Here is a 16,515-nt window from a genome sequence, read left to right as displayed (position 1 = left end):
AGCGGCCAAATATGAAGTTTCCGTGAACGCGGAGTTTCAATCGAGACAATAGAGAGCTATTAGGGCCCCGATCACTGTTCAAAAGTTTCGTTGTCTTCGCTCACTCGAGCAAATCGCGGTCTCTCACGCCAAGCAAGTAGAGAACGGCATCCAGGCCCAAAGTGGACATTTGATGTTCTGCCGATTCTCGGACGATGGGCTTGGCATGAAAAGCGATTCCTAAGCCGGCTCTGGAGAGCATGGGCAAGTCATTGGCGCCATCGCCGATCGCGATCATCTGTTTGCGATCGACGCCCTCGTTCGCGGCAAGCTGTTCGAGAAGCAAAGCTTTGCGTTCGGCATTGACGATCGGACCAAGGACTCGTCCAGTCAATTTTCCGTCGATGATTTCCAATTGGTTGGCGTGCACATGATCGATGCCCAACAGCTTCTGCAGGTGCTCGCCAAAGTAGGTGAATCCGCCACTCAAAATTGCGGTTGTGTAGCCGAACCGACGGAGGTTCGAAAGCAATCGTTCGGCGCCTTCGGTCAGTTGAAGTCGCTCGGCAACTTTGGGAAGAACGCTCTCAGGCAATCCTGCGAGTGATTGCACACGTTGGCGTAGCGATTCATCGAAGTCGATTTCGCCACGCATGGCTGCTTCAGTGATCGCACTGACCTTTTCGCCTGCGCCGGCTTCTTTGGCCAGTTCGTCGATCACCTCGGCCTGCAGCAATGTCGAATCCATGTCGAGCGCGACGATGCGTCGGTTGCGGCGGAAGGCGTCGTCTCGTTGCCATGCCAGATCCAGGTTCAAACGATTGGAGAGTTCTAGCAGGCTGGCTTTGAGAGCGTTGGCGTCAGTCGGGTCGCCACGTAGCGAGAACTCCACGCAGGCACGGGTCAGTTCGTCACCCGGTTCGCGATCAGGGCGGCCGGACAATCGCGTGATGACGTCAATGTTGAGTCCTTGGTCGGAGACCAATCGGCTGACAGCGGCAAATTGCTCGGCGGTGACGGAGCGTGACAACAGCGTCAGGATGAATCGCGATTTGCCTTGACGTTTGACCCAAGCGTCGTAGTCAGGGTCACAGACGATTTTTGTTTTGCACTTGAGTCCTAGCTTTCGACTCTTGCGTCGCATCTTTCGCATCAACCGTTTCGGGTCTTCGCTACCGGGAATCTGAACCAGCATTCCAAGCAACAGCGATCGATGGATCACCGCTTGATTGACATCAATGACTCGGCAATTGAATCGGTGCAAGCGTTCCGAAATCGACGCCGTTAAACCTGGGCGATCATCACCGGTGAATCGAAGCAAAACGATCGTTGGCGGACCCATCGCGAGATGGGAGGATGGGTAGGGAGCAGGCAAGATGGAATCGTTCACAACAGCGTTGGGGTTGGACTCGGGAGCGTTGGTGGTGGCGGGCACAATCAGTCGCTGTGAAAGAGTGATAGGACTTCGTCGGCATCGGATAGATCGATCAATGCGACGATGATGTCGTTGACTTCGAGAACGTCGCTGGCCGTTGGGACGCGAACGAATCCGTCTCGTTGAATCGCGGCAATCAAGCAGCGACCCGCGAGCGGCAGATTGGCCAGTGACGCTTGAGTGACAGCGGATCCTTCCAAAATCTCCAGCTCGTAAACTCCGATCGAACCGTTGGGCAATTTGCTTTGGCTGATGATGGCTCCCTCATTGAGGAACCCAAGGATTTGGCGAGCCACCACGTCTCGTTCACTGACGGCCAGGTCGATGCCAAGTTTTCCGACCACGTTCGCGTAGTCCGGTCGCCCGACCACGCACATGACCCGCGAAGCACCCAGTTCACGTGCCTCGACGCCAGCCATGATGTTGTTCTCGTCATTGCCGGTGCAGCCAACAAAGTAGTCCACCGTGCCTCCGCCTTCGTCTTCCAAGACGCTGCGACGGTTGGCGTTGGCATGCACGACGGTGACGTCGGGCAGCAGCTTGGACAACTGCTCGGAACGCTTCGCGTCTTGTTCCAACAGCACCGTGCGGAAGTCTTCACGGCCGAGCAGTCCGGCCAAGTGGTAGCCCGTTTCACCACCACCAGCGATCATGACCTTGGATCGCTTGCGTCGTCGTTTTTCACCACCAAAAATTTGTCGAGCAACGCTGACGGCGTCCGGCATCCCGACCAAGCTGACTCGGTCGCCGGCACGCGTTTCATCGGCACCGCTGGCGATCCACATGCGACCTTCCCGAGCAAGCGATCCCACGCGAACACTGGGAGGAAGTTGCAGTTCCATCAGCTTCTTACCCGCCGCCGCGGAGCCTGCCGCCACATCCATCTCGTAAACTTGCAGTTGGCCACGAGCGAAGTGTTCCAATGGAATCGCGTCGGGGTTGCGAATCGCTCGAGCCAACTCTGATGCGGAAAGTTGTTCCAACGAAAGCAGACTGTCAATTTGAAAGTGACGTTGATAGTCGAACGTCGACAGGTCACGAAAAGCGGGGGCGTAAACACGAGCGATTGCGCGGCGGGCACCCAGTGCCTTGGCCATGCTCGCGGCAACGATGTTGACCTCATCGTCTCCGGTGACCGCGAGGCACAAGTCGGCGCTGAGAACATCCGCGGAGAACAACACGGTGCTCTGCGAAGCGTTTCCTTCGATTGCCCGAACGTCCAATTCGCTATTGATGGATCGAACGATCTCTGGATCGCTATCGATGAGCGTGACGCTATGCCGGCGTCTGCACAGCATGTCGGCGATCCAGCGTCCAACCGTTCCGCCACCGAGGGTCAGAATCCTCATCGGCTCAGACCATCCAGTCCAAGAAGAGGACCAGGGCAAAAACGACCGCCATGAAGCCGGTGATCCATCGGGCTGTGTGGAAAGCGTGCCGCAGGATCAGCGACAAATCCTCATGCCGCGTCGCACCAAACACCAACGAGATCGCGATGATCAGTGGCAGGTAGTACAGCAAATAGGTGGGCGAAATTGATAGCACAGCGGATCCCAGGAAAGGTTCGGAGAACTAGCATCCTAGATCAAACCACCGCGAATCGGCAATGTCATGACGATAGCCCCGTTTTTGGCTCCGCAACCCGGACTCTTCGGCTTTCTCACTCCGTCGGTTTGCCGGGCTATGATGCCCCTTCAACGAGCCTTATCCACCTCACCCAGAAATGAGCAACCATGATCGGAGAGACGCAAATGAGAAGCGATTTGAGCGGCACAAGACAGTCAAAAGCAACAATCCAGGCAAAAACTGGGGTGATGGCCGGAGCGAAACGGGTTCTGGGGGCATTGGTCGCTGTGGCAGCTTTGCAAGGGAGTTCTGTGATGGCAGAAACACTGAACGTTTGGTTCGGAACCACGACACCTCGAGGCGGTGCCAGCGAAGGGATCTACCACGCCACGTTCGACACCGAGTCGGGGAAACTGAGTTCGGCGAGCTTGGCCGTGAAAGCGCAGCAACCTGGGTTCTTAGCGATCCATCCGAGCAAGCCCGTGCTGTACGCGGCCAGCGGAAGTGGTGTCACGGCTTACCGTGTGCAAGCCGATTCCGAGGATGCGAAGTTGGTCTCGATGGGGTCGGTCGAAAGCGGTGATGGTGGCGTCGCTCATTTGTCGACCGATCAAACAGGAAATGTGCTGTTGTCGGCGCAGTACGGTGGTGGCTCGACAACATTGTATGAGTTGGATGATGACGGCTCAGTCGCACGCCGCGTCAGTGTCTATGAGCATGATGCATTGTTGTCACCAGCGGGATCGGGTGTGGTTGGCAATCGTCAGAACGCGCCGCACGCGCACTGGGTCGGCACCTCCCCAGACAACCGATTCGCGTTCACTCCCGATTTGGGAATGGACAAGGTCGTGATTTGGAAACTTGATCCGAACAGTCCATCGCTTACACATCATGGTTTTGGCGAAGGGATTCCCGGTGGTGGGCCACGCCACATGAAGTTCAGCCCTGACGGCAAACGTATCTATTTGCTCAACGAACTGACACTATCGGTCACCGTATTTGATTACGACGCGGAGACGGGCACGATGACCGCCGGACAAACCATTGCTGCCCTGTCGGAAGAAACCAAAGCGAAGGAACGATTCAACAGTTCGTCCGAGATTCGAGTGCATCCGACCGGGAGATTTGTGTATTCCGCGAACCGAGGCCACGACAGCATCTCCGTCTTTCGTGTCGATGAGTCCGGCCAATTGCACCTGGTCGAAGTCGAAGCAATTCGCGGCGGTTGGCCTCGTAACTTCAACCTCGATCCCAGCGGTCGTTGGTTGATCGCGGCGGGCCGAGACAGCCACACCGCCACGGTCTTTGAAGTGGATGCGAACACGGGTGAGCTGACCTTCACACGCCAAACGCAACAGATTCCCACCCCCATCTGCGTGCTGTTCAGCGAGTAGGTCCCACGCCGAAGCCATCATTGTCGCTTGCCATGCGATCCCGAATGAGACCACTAACCGCAGAGTGATTTGTCTCCGTTCGATCTCTTTCGGGATTACATGGGGGTTCACTGTGCGGCGTTTTGATGGAGTGTTTTAATGACTTGGTCGAGTCGGGCTCGAGCGGATTCGGCTTGCTCATCGTGTTGTGCGGCGGGAGGTTCGGCTGGCAACTGCCGTGCGTCCCACAATTGGGGGTTCTTACTGAAGAGACGCCACGAACCGTCGAACACGCTCTCGCCTTTTCCACTGATCGCATGGTGCACCCATTGGCGAGGGTTTCCAGTGCTGCCGTGTATTTGCGGCGCAATGCTGCGACCGTCCAAAGAGAGTGATTCAGGGATCGCCGTGCTTGTCAGTTCGCAATAGGTGGGAAACAGATCGACCACATCAATCAGGTCATCACAAACGTTGCCGGCGGGCACCGACGGAGGTCCCCACACAATCAGCGGCACGTGAGTGCCCGCATCGTTCAGGTCGAACTTGCCGCCGTTGACGTTCCCGGCGATCGTATGGCGAGTGTGTTTCCGTTCTCCTGGTTGTCCGGACTTTGGGTTGTCAAAGTCGACATCGTGCGTGCCGTTGTCACCCATGAACACCACGTAGGTGTTGTCTCGGATCCCGAGTCGTTCCACTGCCTCGAGCAGGCGGCCGACGAGCTTGTCCATGTAGCCGATCATGTTTGCGAGCCGAGCCTGCCGACCCAACTTTTGGTCCTCAGGTGTTTCGATGATCGGATCATGCGGAAGCAGTTCGTTGTGGACAATCAAAAATGGCTGCTGTGCCGCTTGTGCTTCGGTCATTTGGTCGATCACGTATTCGACCAGAACGTCGGGGCCAAATCGTTGTGCGATGTCTTCGCGAACACGTCCGTCCTGATTGAAGGTCGGATTCCAGTGACGCAACGTTTTCTCTCCGTCACGCCAGATCTGCCAGACACACCAGGAATCGAAGCCAGCTTCGCGGATATGGTTCGGCCAGACTTCCAGCGTAGCCAGCTGCCATTTGCCGGTCACACTGGTGGCGTACCCGTTGGCGCGAACCAATTGGGCGAAAGTGGGCATCTTGGCGAAGTCCACTTTTTGGCGCGTTCCCTGGTGCACCGGGAGTACTCCCAAATGCGAGTGGCGAAACGTATACAGCCCCGTCAGGAGGCTGACTCGCGAGGGCGTGCAGACTGGACTGGCGTAGGCCCGATCGAACCGAACGCCTTCCGCCGCCATCGCATCCAGATTCGGGGTGGCAAAGTCGAGGCCGCCGTAACAGTTCAGTGCTTCATAACCGAGGTCGTCGGCGTAGATCATCAGAATGTTGGGCGGCGGTGTGACGCTAGATGGCTCAGCGGCGCTGCATAACACTGAGTAGGAAAAACAAGTGCACAGCAAAACAACGCAGATGGACAGGACACGAAGCATGGTGAGATAGAACGGAGGGATCGAGTGGGCGTCGCGGGAAATGTTTGAGATTGGATGCAGACAAGACTAATCCGGTGGATGTCGTCCGGCATCCACCCAAAGCGAACGAACATCAACAACTTGCGGCCGATTCAACAGCCGACGAAGTTGGATTTCTGCGGACGAGAGTGGAGTTGCTCAAGTGGACTCAGTGGATGTTGGTCTGCTCGATTTCGGTGAGTTCTCGCTCGGCGTTGGTGACACTTCGGCCGCCGATCTTTTGACGCCAGTGTTCTGATTTCATTGCCATCGCGTACAACCCAAAGGAGACCACGATTCCGATCATGCCCACAATCAGTGACGGGGAAAGTGAGTTGGGGTGCAGGACCTGATCGAACCCTGCTGCCACGACGACGGGGATCCAAATCAACCACCATGCAAAGCCGATGACGGGACCGACCCACAAAGAAAAACGCCTGACCGCGTCGAGCTTTTCGCGAATTTCGGTGATCGGTTTGGCCGTGTCGATGCGCTTGATTCGAACCAAGACGTTGGCTGCCGAAATGATCAATAACAAACCGTAGACGTGCACGATCACGCCACTGACCAATTGATGTGGCACGTGCGTGTTGGGGGCCCAGCAGTAGGCACCCAATGCGATGAGAGCGACTCCGATCAAAATTTGAAGCACCTGGCCGACACCCAAAGGTCGCAACGCTGATTTGACCCGCTCCATGAGTTGGCGACGTGTCAGGAGCAATCGGCCCGCGAGTTCTTGCTCTTGGATTCCAGCTGAGGAAGGAACGCGGTCTCGATGAGAAGCTGAGTCGACGATCTGGGTTGGAGCGAGCGCGGCGCGGTCACCTGAGGCAATGGATTGCACGTCCGATTTGATTTGGCTGGCTCGTTGATAACGCCTCCGCGGTTCTTTCTCGAGCGTTCGCAGAACGACATCGTCCAACCGAACATCGATCTGAACTTTCTTGGAGGGTGCCGCGAAGCGACCGATCGGAAGCTCACCCGTCAGCATTTCATAGAAGACCACGCCGAGCGAGTAGATGTCAGCACGATGGTCGACACCGCGTGCACCTTCGAGTTGTTCGGGTGCCATGTACCGTGGCGTTCCCATGATCTGGTGAGTGCCCGTCAGCGGCGAAGGCTGGTTTTCATCGCCGAGGAGTCGGGAGAGACCAAAGTCGGCGATCTTCACTGAGCCATCGACGGCCATCAGGATGTTTTCCGGCTTGATGTCGCGGTGGATGACGCCGTTGTCATGAGCGTACTGAAGTGCGTCGCAAAGATGCGGCACGATCGCGAGCGCGTGAGCGGGTTCCAGCTGACCTGCAGCAACGACATCGCGAAGCGTGGATCCATCGACGTACTCCATCAAGAAGTAGTAAGTGTCGCCGACGTGTCCGAATTCGAAGACCGAGACAATGTTGGGATGATTCAATTTCGCGAGCGTGCGTGCTTCGCGAGTGAATCGCAAAGCGAATTTGACATCGTGGCCGAATTCTTCCGGCAGGATTTTGAGAGCAACGACACGATCCAGGCCTTCTTGGCGAGCCTTGTAGACCGCACCCATTCCGCCCGCGCCGAGTAGTTCGGTGATCTTCAAATTGGGGAATTGCTCGCCCAGTTGTTCGACCGACGGTGGGATGAAGGCTCGCTTGGGTTGGTCGTTCCCGCGGAACGCGTCGCGGATGACGGAGACGCTATTGGGAAAGCGATCCAGGTAGTCTTGTTCGGTTGGGTTCTCGGATCGTCGCCGGCGATAGTCGACATCCAAAACGACCAATTCAGCCAACAAAACGTCTCGCTCCTCGGGTGAAATGTCCTCCGTCAGAGCCGATTCGATCGAGGGGGATTGGTCGGATTGCCATTTGCGTTCGAACTCGGCGCAAAGGTCATCAATTCGTTCCAAGGTCGCGATCGGTAGTTTTTTCTGGCGAATGCTCATCGAACAGTTCCTGTTGACATTTTTCACGGATGAGGTGCAGACGACGCTCGATCGTCCGTTCAGAGCATCCAAATCGTGTGGCGAGTTCCGCGTTTGAATACCCTTCTAACTTGGCACCCGCTAAATCTCTTAACTTCCCGACACCCAAATGCGAAAAAAATTGTTCGACCGATTCTTCCATCATCAAAACCATCTCGGGTGAGGGCTCGTCGCCGATGGCTTCGATGAAAGTTCGGTCGTCTTCGCGATTGTCGAGCGATTGAAGCTGAACGTTTCCGCCACGTCGTTGACGTTGATCACGGCGACGTTTGTCCACCACTTTTCGCGCCGACATTTTTAACAGCAAACGCCACAGATCGTCACGGTCCGACAAATCCGGAAAACGGCCCTTTTGAGCCGCTGAATAAAAACTATCGAAGACGCTTAGAGCGATGTCTTCTTCATCCGAGACGGCTCGGTTTTGGCCGAACAGTTTGTTTCGAACCGATCGAACGAGCCGGTCATAGTAGTGTTGCCAAATCTGATTGGCGGCAATGGAATCGCCGTCTTTGACTTGGTCGATCCAGTGGCTGACATTTCGTGATTCCGACATGGAAGACAACTGTTGCATCACGAGCCACCCAAGACAACACCACGTTGGTGTTGTTTCTTTTCGTTCAGCGGATCCGCTTCATCGTTCTCGGACGACTCGAAACCCCGTGTAAATCGTCGCGTCGGCCGCCTCTGCAAACGTGCGGATCGAACATCGCACGGACGCCGGAGCACAGGTCCATGCACCGCCTCGCATGCTCCGCCAATCCCCGTAAGCATGTTGCGGTGTTTCGTCCAGCATCACCGGATCGGTCACGGTGAACTTTGATCGTTCCGGCCAGGGGACGTCATCCAGGTAGTTTCGATAGAGATCGGCCGACCAACGATCTTGGCACCATTCCCAAACGTTGCCGTGCATGTCATGCAGACCCCATGGGTTGGGTTGGAAGCGAGCGGTTCGGGCGGTGAAGACCACACCGTCGCCGTCGTTCGCCTCCAGCTTGATCGCCCGCTGATAGCGGGTTGTGTTTGGCTGAGCAGCCTCGAGTGCACCATCGGCAACGTTGGCATGAACGTAGGCATCGTCCGGGTCACTCCCCCAGGAATACCATGTTGATTGACCAGCACGACAGGCATATTCCCATTCGGCTTCGGTCGGCAGGCGATACGTCGCGGTTTCCTGTTCCGAGAGCCACTGACAGAACTTCACCGCGTCATTCCAACTGACGGCGACGACGGGATGATCATCGGATTGTTCAAAGCCGGGAGTTCTCCAAGTCACATCGGAGGACTTTCGAAAGCGGTCGACGTAGTCCTTTTCATCTGGAAAGCATCCCAAGGCTCCACCGTTCTTTTCGGCGTCGGTTCGATACCCGGTGGCTTCGACAAAGGCACGGAACTGAGCGACGGTGACTTCCGTGGTTTGAAGCTCAAACGGTTTTGTGAGCACCACCAAATGCGCTGGCGAATCAAAGCGGAATTCTTGAGGATTGCTGAAGGAATGAACCAGTGCAAATTTGCGATCGCGCTGGTTCGATTTACCAAAACCTCGTCGGTATTCACCCGGTTCGATTGCAACGAACTGCATGCCGATCGAATTAGTCTGCGTTTGCCGAGTCGGTTCATCTGCTTGGCCTGGTAGCGTCAAAACCACTGCCAATACGAGAGCAGAACTCAGTCGTTTGATACACGGGCGAATCATGCGAGAAGTTCCCCGATGGTTCCGGTGCTGTCCTGGAACTCACCGTCCACGTTCTCTCCCATCCGTTCAACCATGGTTTGCCACAGTGAAGAAAGCGGCGTGTTGTCTTTGAGTTGAAGGTGCGTTTGGTGACGGATGCCGAGCCCGCTGCCTCCGGAAATCATTGTCGGCAGAAGGTCTTTGCTGTGCCCAATTCCCATGCCGCTGGAGAACCCAAGCAACGTGTTGTCCAGCAAGGTGCCCTCCCCTTCGCGAATGGATGCCAAGCGGTTCAGGAAGTGGCTCCAGTGTTGCATGTAGATCGTGTCGACCCGGGCAAGTTCTTCCAGGTTCTTTGGGTCGTTGCCGTGGTGCGTCAGTTCGTGATAGCCCTTGGAAACACCAAATTCCGGGTACACGCCTCCGGCCAATTCGGTTCGAACGACGTAGCTGACCACACGCGTGGAATCCGTTTGAAACGCCAGTGCGATCAGGTCGTACATCAATTTCGCGTACGTGTCGTAAACGAACTTTCCATTGCCCTCCGGCGCGACGGCTTTTTCGTAATCACCAAACCCATCGAGGTTGGGGGACGGTTTGGGACGATCGGACCAGTCCATTTCGCGTCGCAGCGTCGTTTCGACTTCGCGAATGGAATGGAAGTATTGGTCCAGTTGTTGACGATCGGATTGGCTGAGTCGTGTTTGCAATTGTTTCGCATCCGACAACACCGCGTCGAGCACACTGCCGCGTTGTCGGAATTCGTCACTTTGTTTGACAAGTTGTTGGGAGTTGGGCGGGCGAAAGAGATGATTGAAAATGGTCTGCGGATCATTCTCGGCGGCCAATGGGATGCCCTGGCGATTCCATGAAATGGTCGCCAGAGCTTGCGAACCAAAGCCAGTGCCGCGTTTGACAGACAATTGCAATGACGGGAACCGAGTGTGCTTGCCTTGCACTTCGGCGGCCAATTGATCGGGCGAGATCGTTTGTTTTTCGCCGCGAGCAATCGAGGTCGCAAACGGGTAGGCACCGTCGTGACCGCCACCGTGACTGAGCGAGGTTCCCGACAGAACCGTGAACTGATCGCGTTGCTTTTCCAGTGGCTTCAAGATGCGAGACATTTTCGCGTCTTGCCCATAGCCTTCCGGGTAGAACTGCCGCATGTTCATGCCCGTGCCAAAGTAGAACATGCCCATCCGTGGGACGACCTTGGTGGATTCCGCGGCGGAGGCAGATCGTGGCAGCATCGCTTCCAACCAAGGCAACGCCAAACAGGTGCTGGCCCCACGCAGAAGCATCCGGCGGTTGAGCGTCTTGAGTCGTGGTTTGTATGACGGTTTGCTCATCGGGACACAAATGCCTGGCTGGTGACAATGGATTGAATCAGTGCTCGGAAGGTGTCGCCTTCCGCTTTCATCTCGGTGGCGACGCGATTCAGGGTTGCATCATCTTCAGGTCCGACGGGGCGGCCAAATGCGTAGACAAACACTTTTTCCGCCAAGGCTCGGCGGAAGCGATCGCTTTGTTGCAGCAGCAACTCCCGGAAAGCATCAAAGCCTGCGAATTCGTTGCCATTGGGGAGCCGGCCGCTGGCGTCGATCACAGGCAGATTGCGACCGCGAAAATTCTCGCCGTCTTGTTTTTCTCGCCACCGTCCGACGACGTTGAAGTTCTCCAACGCTAGCCCATACGGATCGAGCGAGCGATGGCAGGCCGCGCAGGCTTCGATTTGTTGGTGCTGCAGCAAGCGTTCTCGGACGGTCAGGCGTTGGCCTTGGATGTTGGGTTCGACTTCGCCCGCGTTGGGTGGCGGTGGATCCGGCGGGTTGTTGAACAAGACTTCCCGAACATAGACCGCTCGCGAAACCGGTTTGGTGCGAGTGCCATCCGATCCGGCTTGGTGCACACCTGCCATCGCCAGCAACCCACCACGCACGGAATCCGCTGGTAAATCAACCTTGCGAAACTCCTCGCCGCTGACATCATCGATGCCATAGTGTCGAGCGAGCCGATCGTTGATGACCACAAAGTCCGAGTCAAGAAAGTTCAACACGCTTCGGTTGCTGCGTAAGATCTCACGAAAGAATTCGAGGGGTTCGCGAACAAAGGCTTCCGCTAGTTTCTCGTCGTATTCCCGGTACAAGGATCGGTCGGGCGTGAACGTCAGGAATGTGTCGGTCTGCAGCCACTGTCGAGCGAAACTGTCGACGAACCGATCCATTTTGGGATCCGCCAGCATCCGTTCGACTTGCCGTTTGCGTTGTTTGGAATCGGTCAGTTTGCCGTCTTTGGCCGCGCGAAAGAGTTCCTGGTCTGGCATGGAAGACCACAGGAAGTACGACATTCGCGAGGCGATTTCGTGGTTGGTCAGCGCGGAGTTGTCGACGTCGTTTCCATTTCCTTCTGCGAGGTAGAGGAAATTTGGCGACGTCAGTGTGGCGGCCAACCCAACGCGAATGGCCTCGTGGAATGTTTCACCGTTTTCGAGTTCCGAATGGATGACTCCAAGGATCGGTTCAACCTCGCGTTCGTCGATCGGACGCCGCCACGCGATCGGCAAGAGTCGCAAGAGGATCTCACGGGCGTATGCCAGGTCATCGGTTCCTGCTTCGCCGCGGAACAAGACGGTCGTGTGGCTTTTCGGCGGCCATTGATCGTACAAGGGACCTTCGACTTCCAAATGATCCAAGAAGACTCGCGGGAATTTTGTCAGGTCGAGTTTTTCAGGATCGGGTGTCGAACGTTCTCCGCCCCAGCCTTCGGCGACCTTGCGACCGGCCAGACGCAGCGATTCGGCGAAGTCGCCGGCTTCACCCACTTCATTGATTCGTCTCATGAAGTTTTCGCCAGGACGTTGGCCCATCGAAAGCTTGGTGTCGTTCAGGATTTCGATGCTGAGTTCACCGCCCAGGGTGTCTCGCGGAATTGTCACGGTGGTATCGGTGGGTGAGTCCCAAGGTGCCGTCACGTCGTACTCCATGATCGTTTGCATGGAGTCATCGGGATGGCTGTGTTTCAAACGAATTCGCGGCACTTCCCCGTCGACGCCCGGGGCACCACCGGCACGGATGGTGAACCGATAGAAACCGTTGGTCGGTGCGACGTTGTTGTCCTTGCGACCCGGGTAACGAAGCATCCCGAAAGACCGCGTGCTGCCTTCGATCAGTTGCAAGCCACCTGGGACCGGATTCATTCCCCGACGTGTGACGAGATATCCAATCGCGTGGCTGTCGGCGATCTCCTCGAATTCCAACCGCATCGTTTCGGTCGGGTATTCCGGTGAACCATCCACAATCGACCGATCCGCGATCCGGCGTGCGACGCGGTAGTAGTGAGTCATCAGCGAAGGGTCGACCAGCAAGGCAGTGCTGACTTTGTCGAATCCCTCCGCGGTCCCGTCGGGTGGCAATGTGTCGAGCGGGCTTTCACCGGTTGGGAACTTCATCGACAGAAGATCGGACACCGTGTGCGTGTACTCATGACGGTTCAACCGACGCAGCATGACTTGATTGTTCGACCGAGTTCTGGATCGGTCGACTTCTCGCAGTTCATTCGAAACCCACTGCGAAGTTTGCGAGATGATGTCAACGGGAAGCGGCGATTCGCCATCGGGAGGCATCTCGCCGAGGTTGATCGCGTTTCGGATTTCAATCCACTTCAACGCGTTCTCTCGGTCAGCCAAATCACCCGTCAGTTGATCAACCCGCAAGTTCGCTTCGGCTGAACCTGGACCATGACACTGGATGCAGTGCGTCTTCAACGAAGCCAGCATTTCCGCAGGAACTTCAGCAGCGAAAAGTCCGCCGGTGAAAATTTCCATCGCGGCGACCACAGTGATCGCAACAGTCAGTCGGAGTGGCTTCCAGGTGATCAACGGGAACGACTCGTGGGGATCCAATCGGTATCGGCGCCACGTTCCCATTCATGAAAAAAACGCGGGGCAAGAAAAAGGCGACCGATCAGTCTACAGCAAGCATGGTCCCGTTTCAGGCTTTTGAAGTATCGAGTCCAACGTCGCCTAGACGAAACGCTGGATTGCCCCGATCGCAGGCAACTGTTGCAACAAGCTTTGCAGGCGGTCGGAAATCTGATGAACCAATTCGACATCGTTTTCATGTGCCAGGATGTACGAGACAAACAGAACGTACATCGTCAACAACGCAAACGCTTTGCCTCGCTTCATTTCGACATACTTGGTTCCGTCCGCCGCGACACCCCGTTTGCCGATGTAGTAGATCAAAAAACCGATGATCGTCAGGATGAAGAGGAACAAACGCAGTTCGCCGCTTTGAGCCGCGATTTCGGGCTCCATTGCGATGGGGCCGTGGATGAGCGTGAACAGGAACAGAGGGAAGCCGAGTGCGAAGCAAATGTCAAAGATGTTGCTGCCCAACGCGTTGGCCACTGCATCGTCGTAGTCGCCATCACGAGCGTCGCGAATGGACATGACCGTGTCAGGGACACTGGTCGCCATCGATGCAAAGATGACGGCGACGAACATGGCGGGCATGCCCAGGCCTTCGAAGGTTTGCCCGAACAGTTGATATGAAGGGTTTTCCGTGTTGGCCGGTCCGCTGCCGAGCCATTCGCAGGCCAACACCAACGCCCAGCAGGCGATGCCAATGACGCCGGTGCTGGTGAGCAGCAATCCCCAGCCGTTCCAGGTTTCTTGCTTCATCTGTTCGCGATGGTGGTCTTTGACAAACCATCGTTCGAGGTCCAGCAGCGGGCCTCCGGAGACCCAATAGAAAATCGTCGCAAGGACTCCACGTGGGGTGTTGTCTTCGTCTTGGTCAGTGTCTTCGTCGTTGGAGTCATCGACGTTTGCGCTCAACTCGGAAGGCTTCATCGTCGTCAACATGAACGCGAGGTAGGCAACGTACATCAGCATCAGGATCAAACCTTGCCACCAATGAAGTTGTTCTCCATTGATCAGCAAGATCAAGATGAACTCGCAAAGGATCAGCGAGATGCCATCACGAAGAAGCACTCGAGTGGACACGTTGACCGAGGTGACGCGGACACCCAGCACGACGAAGCCAACCACGCTAAGGATGCAGACGGCAGGGATGATCATGCCGTTGAACAATGCACTTCCGGCTGTGGTGCCGATGCCGATCGAGAAACCGTCTCGATCCGAAAGCACGAACAACGCAATCAGGGTGGTGAAGAGTTCTGGGATCGAACTGGAGATGGCGTTGATCGTTCCGCCACGAACGCCATCGGAGAGATTGCGGCCGATGTACTCACTCGCGATTTCGAATCCGTCACAGGCTCGCCAGATGACCAAGCAGGTGAGAAGAATCAGAACGAGTGGGATGACGATGCCCATGGATGCCTTGAAAAACGGAAAGTGGAAGTTCGATTGGTTGAATGCTCGCGATCCCAAAGGATGACACCGCGAGGGTAACAATTACAAGCGGCGAGAGAAGATTTCCAGTGCCCCAGGAGCAACTCGAGTTCCACGCGGGGTTTCATGGAGGTGTCTCAGATTGCAATGCGAGAATGTCAAAATGAAAGCAGGCTTGTACTGGAATGACTCGGTGATTGCCCTGCGGACGATGCTGAATCCGTCGTGAAACTAAGTGATGGCCGCGATTTGCGGGGCGGGCAGTTTGGAAGGCTATGCGGGTTTTTCCGGCGGTCCAGGCGTCAACACTTTGGTTCCAGACATGATCGCTCCTTTTCAGTTGTTTCTACATGGGCCGCCGCTAATCTGAAAGTTTGACTTTTGCAGGCAATCGGCACGTTTCGTGCACTTACGTACTTCGCCGCTTGGGCCGAACGAGCACCACCGGAAACGAACGGACTTTCGACCGCCATTTGGAGCCACCTTCCATGACAACGCCATCCTTGACCCGTCGTCCTCGATTCTCTCGCCTCGTCGCATCCACTTTGACGTTGTCATGTGTCGTGCTGGGATCGCTATCGGATTCAAAGTCGTCGATCGCCGAAGATGGTCGAGTTGCAGTTCAAAAGATCGCGGTCGAAGACTCCACCGATCAGTTGTCCAAGCAAGCGATCGCTGAGTTGGGTCTGGATGAACCGAACGTCATTCAGCAGATGTCAGCCACTTCCCCAGTCGATGCGTTCTCGACCAAAGACTCGTTCGCTCCACTCATGGATGCGAAGGGCACCGCGAGTAACCAAAACAAACAGCACGCGACACCCCCGGTCGCGGATCATCCGTTGGGTTGGGCGTTGGCGTTCGCAGAATCGCATGCCGAACATATTCGCAAAAACGTGAGCGACTACAGTTGCAAGCTGATCAAACGGGAACGGATCGATGGCGAATTGCAAACGCCACAAATCATGGAACTAGCAGTGCGAGTGGAAAAGGATGACGAGCAAGGCAATGTGTCTCCCTTGTCGGTTTTTCTGCAGTACCAAAGCCCTCGGACGCTTCGCGATCGCCGAGTCCTTTACATCGATGGCGAGAACGAAGGGAAAGCCCGCGTTCGAAAAGGTGGTGGCGCACTGAGTTACCTTGTTCTGTCGATTGATCCTCACGGGCGTCAGGCCAAAGAACAAAGTAACTATCCCATCACTGACATCGGGTTTGACAAGATCATAAACCGATTGATCGAGTTGATGGAAGCTGACATGCAACTGGATCCTTCCGGGGACGTCACTGAAGTGACCTATTTCCGCAACGCGAAAGTGCTGGGCCGATCTGCAACGCATTTCCAGATCGTTCACCCGTCGAAGGAAGGTGGTTTTGGATTCCATCGAGCCAACGCCTACATCGACGATGAACTGCACGTGCCGATTCGTTTAGAAGTCTACGATTGGCCTGAGTCAGCAGACGATCAGCCGGAATTGATGGAAGAGTACACCTACGCGGACTTGAAACTCAACGTTGGCCTGGCGGACGCGTCGTTCGCACCTGAACGTTTGAAAGGCAAATTGACTGGCCCAATCGCATTGACCGAATCTGAATTGAAGGTCAGCCCCAACGTCATCGCCAAAGACTGATCGGTTTCGAGCCGGACGCGAGAGTTCCCATTGATGGTGTCAACGTGATTGGAATTGGA

At 55.9% G+C, this 16,515-nt stretch carries 12 protein-coding genes; 2 read left to right on the top strand and 10 right to left on the bottom strand.

All coding sequences use genetic code 11. The annotated features are described in order from the left end of the window. Window positions 1–100: 100 nt before the first annotated feature. Genes serB through CEE69_RS10280 form a run of 3 tightly spaced genes read right to left on the bottom strand, consistent with a single transcriptional unit; the run spans window position 101 to window position 2,959 of the window. A complete protein-coding gene (serB, locus tag CEE69_RS10290) occupies window positions 101–1,369 on the bottom strand; it encodes a phosphoserine phosphatase SerB (protein WP_099260737.1) in 1,269 nt (422 codons plus the stop codon). Window positions 1,370–1,416: 47 nt separating this feature from the next. Continuing rightward, window positions 1,417–2,763, bottom strand: a complete 1,347-nt coding sequence (gene trkA / locus CEE69_RS10285; RefSeq protein ID WP_099260578.1) for a Trk system potassium transporter TrkA — start codon at window positions 2,761–2,763, stop codon at window positions 1,417–1,419. A gap of 4 nt (window positions 2,764–2,767) precedes the next feature. After that, window positions 2,768–2,959: a hypothetical protein gene (locus tag CEE69_RS10280; protein ID WP_007331653.1), complete on the bottom strand. Its 192-nt coding sequence runs from the start codon at window positions 2,957–2,959 to the stop codon at window positions 2,768–2,770. Window positions 2,960–3,147: 188 nt separating this feature from the next. On the opposite strand from CEE69_RS10280, the gene CEE69_RS10275 reads away from it, so the two are divergent. Next, window positions 3,148–4,374, top strand: coding sequence for a lactonase family protein (locus CEE69_RS10275; RefSeq protein ID WP_099260577.1), 1,227 nt, complete (start codon window positions 3,148–3,150; stop codon window positions 4,372–4,374). A gap of 107 nt (window positions 4,375–4,481) precedes the next feature. Here the strand turns inward: CEE69_RS10275 and CEE69_RS10270 are convergent, their stop codons facing one another. From CEE69_RS10270 to CEE69_RS10240, 7 genes are all read right to left on the bottom strand, one after another. Continuing rightward, a complete protein-coding gene (locus tag CEE69_RS10270) occupies window positions 4,482–5,717 on the bottom strand; it encodes a sulfatase-like hydrolase/transferase (protein ID WP_233215107.1) in 1,236 nt (411 codons plus the stop codon). Window positions 5,718–6,015: 298 nt separating this feature from the next. Then, window positions 6,016–7,731, bottom strand: a complete 1,716-nt coding sequence (locus CEE69_RS10265; protein ID WP_099260575.1) for a serine/threonine protein kinase — start codon at window positions 7,729–7,731, stop codon at window positions 6,016–6,018. Next, complete coding sequence (locus tag CEE69_RS10260; protein ID WP_099260574.1) at window positions 7,718–8,377, bottom strand: ECF-type sigma factor; 660 nt, start codon at window positions 8,375–8,377, stop codon at window positions 7,718–7,720. Before CEE69_RS10260 ends, CEE69_RS10265 begins: the two co-directional genes overlap by 14 nt. A gap of 60 nt (window positions 8,378–8,437) precedes the next feature. After that, window positions 8,438–9,499 carry a formylglycine-generating enzyme family protein gene (locus CEE69_RS10255; protein ID WP_099260573.1) on the bottom strand — a complete coding sequence of 354 codons (1,062 nt, stop codon included), beginning with the start codon at window positions 9,497–9,499 and terminating at the stop codon, window positions 8,438–8,440. Further along, window positions 9,496–10,827, bottom strand: coding sequence for a DUF1552 domain-containing protein (locus tag CEE69_RS10250; RefSeq protein ID WP_099260572.1), 1,332 nt, complete (start codon window positions 10,825–10,827; stop codon window positions 9,496–9,498). The genes CEE69_RS10255 and CEE69_RS10250 overlap by 4 nt, the downstream gene beginning before the upstream one ends. Further along, window positions 10,824–13,403 (bottom strand): DUF1592 domain-containing protein, encoded by a 2,580-nt coding sequence (locus CEE69_RS10245; protein WP_233215104.1) that lies wholly within the window; start codon window positions 13,401–13,403, stop codon window positions 10,824–10,826. The genes CEE69_RS10250 and CEE69_RS10245 overlap by 4 nt, the downstream gene beginning before the upstream one ends. A gap of 96 nt (window positions 13,404–13,499) precedes the next feature. After that, window positions 13,500–14,813, bottom strand: a complete 1,314-nt coding sequence (locus tag CEE69_RS10240; protein ID WP_099260736.1) for a sodium:calcium antiporter — start codon at window positions 14,811–14,813, stop codon at window positions 13,500–13,502. A 506-nt stretch (window positions 14,814–15,319) separates the two neighbouring features. Between CEE69_RS10240 and CEE69_RS10235 the strand changes: the two genes are divergently transcribed. Then, the gene (locus tag CEE69_RS10235) at window positions 15,320–16,456 is read left to right on the top strand and encodes a DUF1571 domain-containing protein (RefSeq protein WP_099260735.1); all 1,137 of its coding nucleotides are present in this window, start codon (window positions 15,320–15,322) and stop codon (window positions 16,454–16,456) included. Window positions 16,457–16,515 lie beyond the last annotated feature (59 nt).

It is taken from the genome of Rhodopirellula bahusiensis, from assembly GCF_002727185.1.
Lineage (GTDB): Bacteria > Planctomycetota > Planctomycetia > Pirellulales > Pirellulaceae > Rhodopirellula > Rhodopirellula bahusiensis.
The sequence above is the reverse complement of the archived record's forward strand: the minus strand, read 5'-3'. Positions and strand labels throughout refer to the sequence as shown.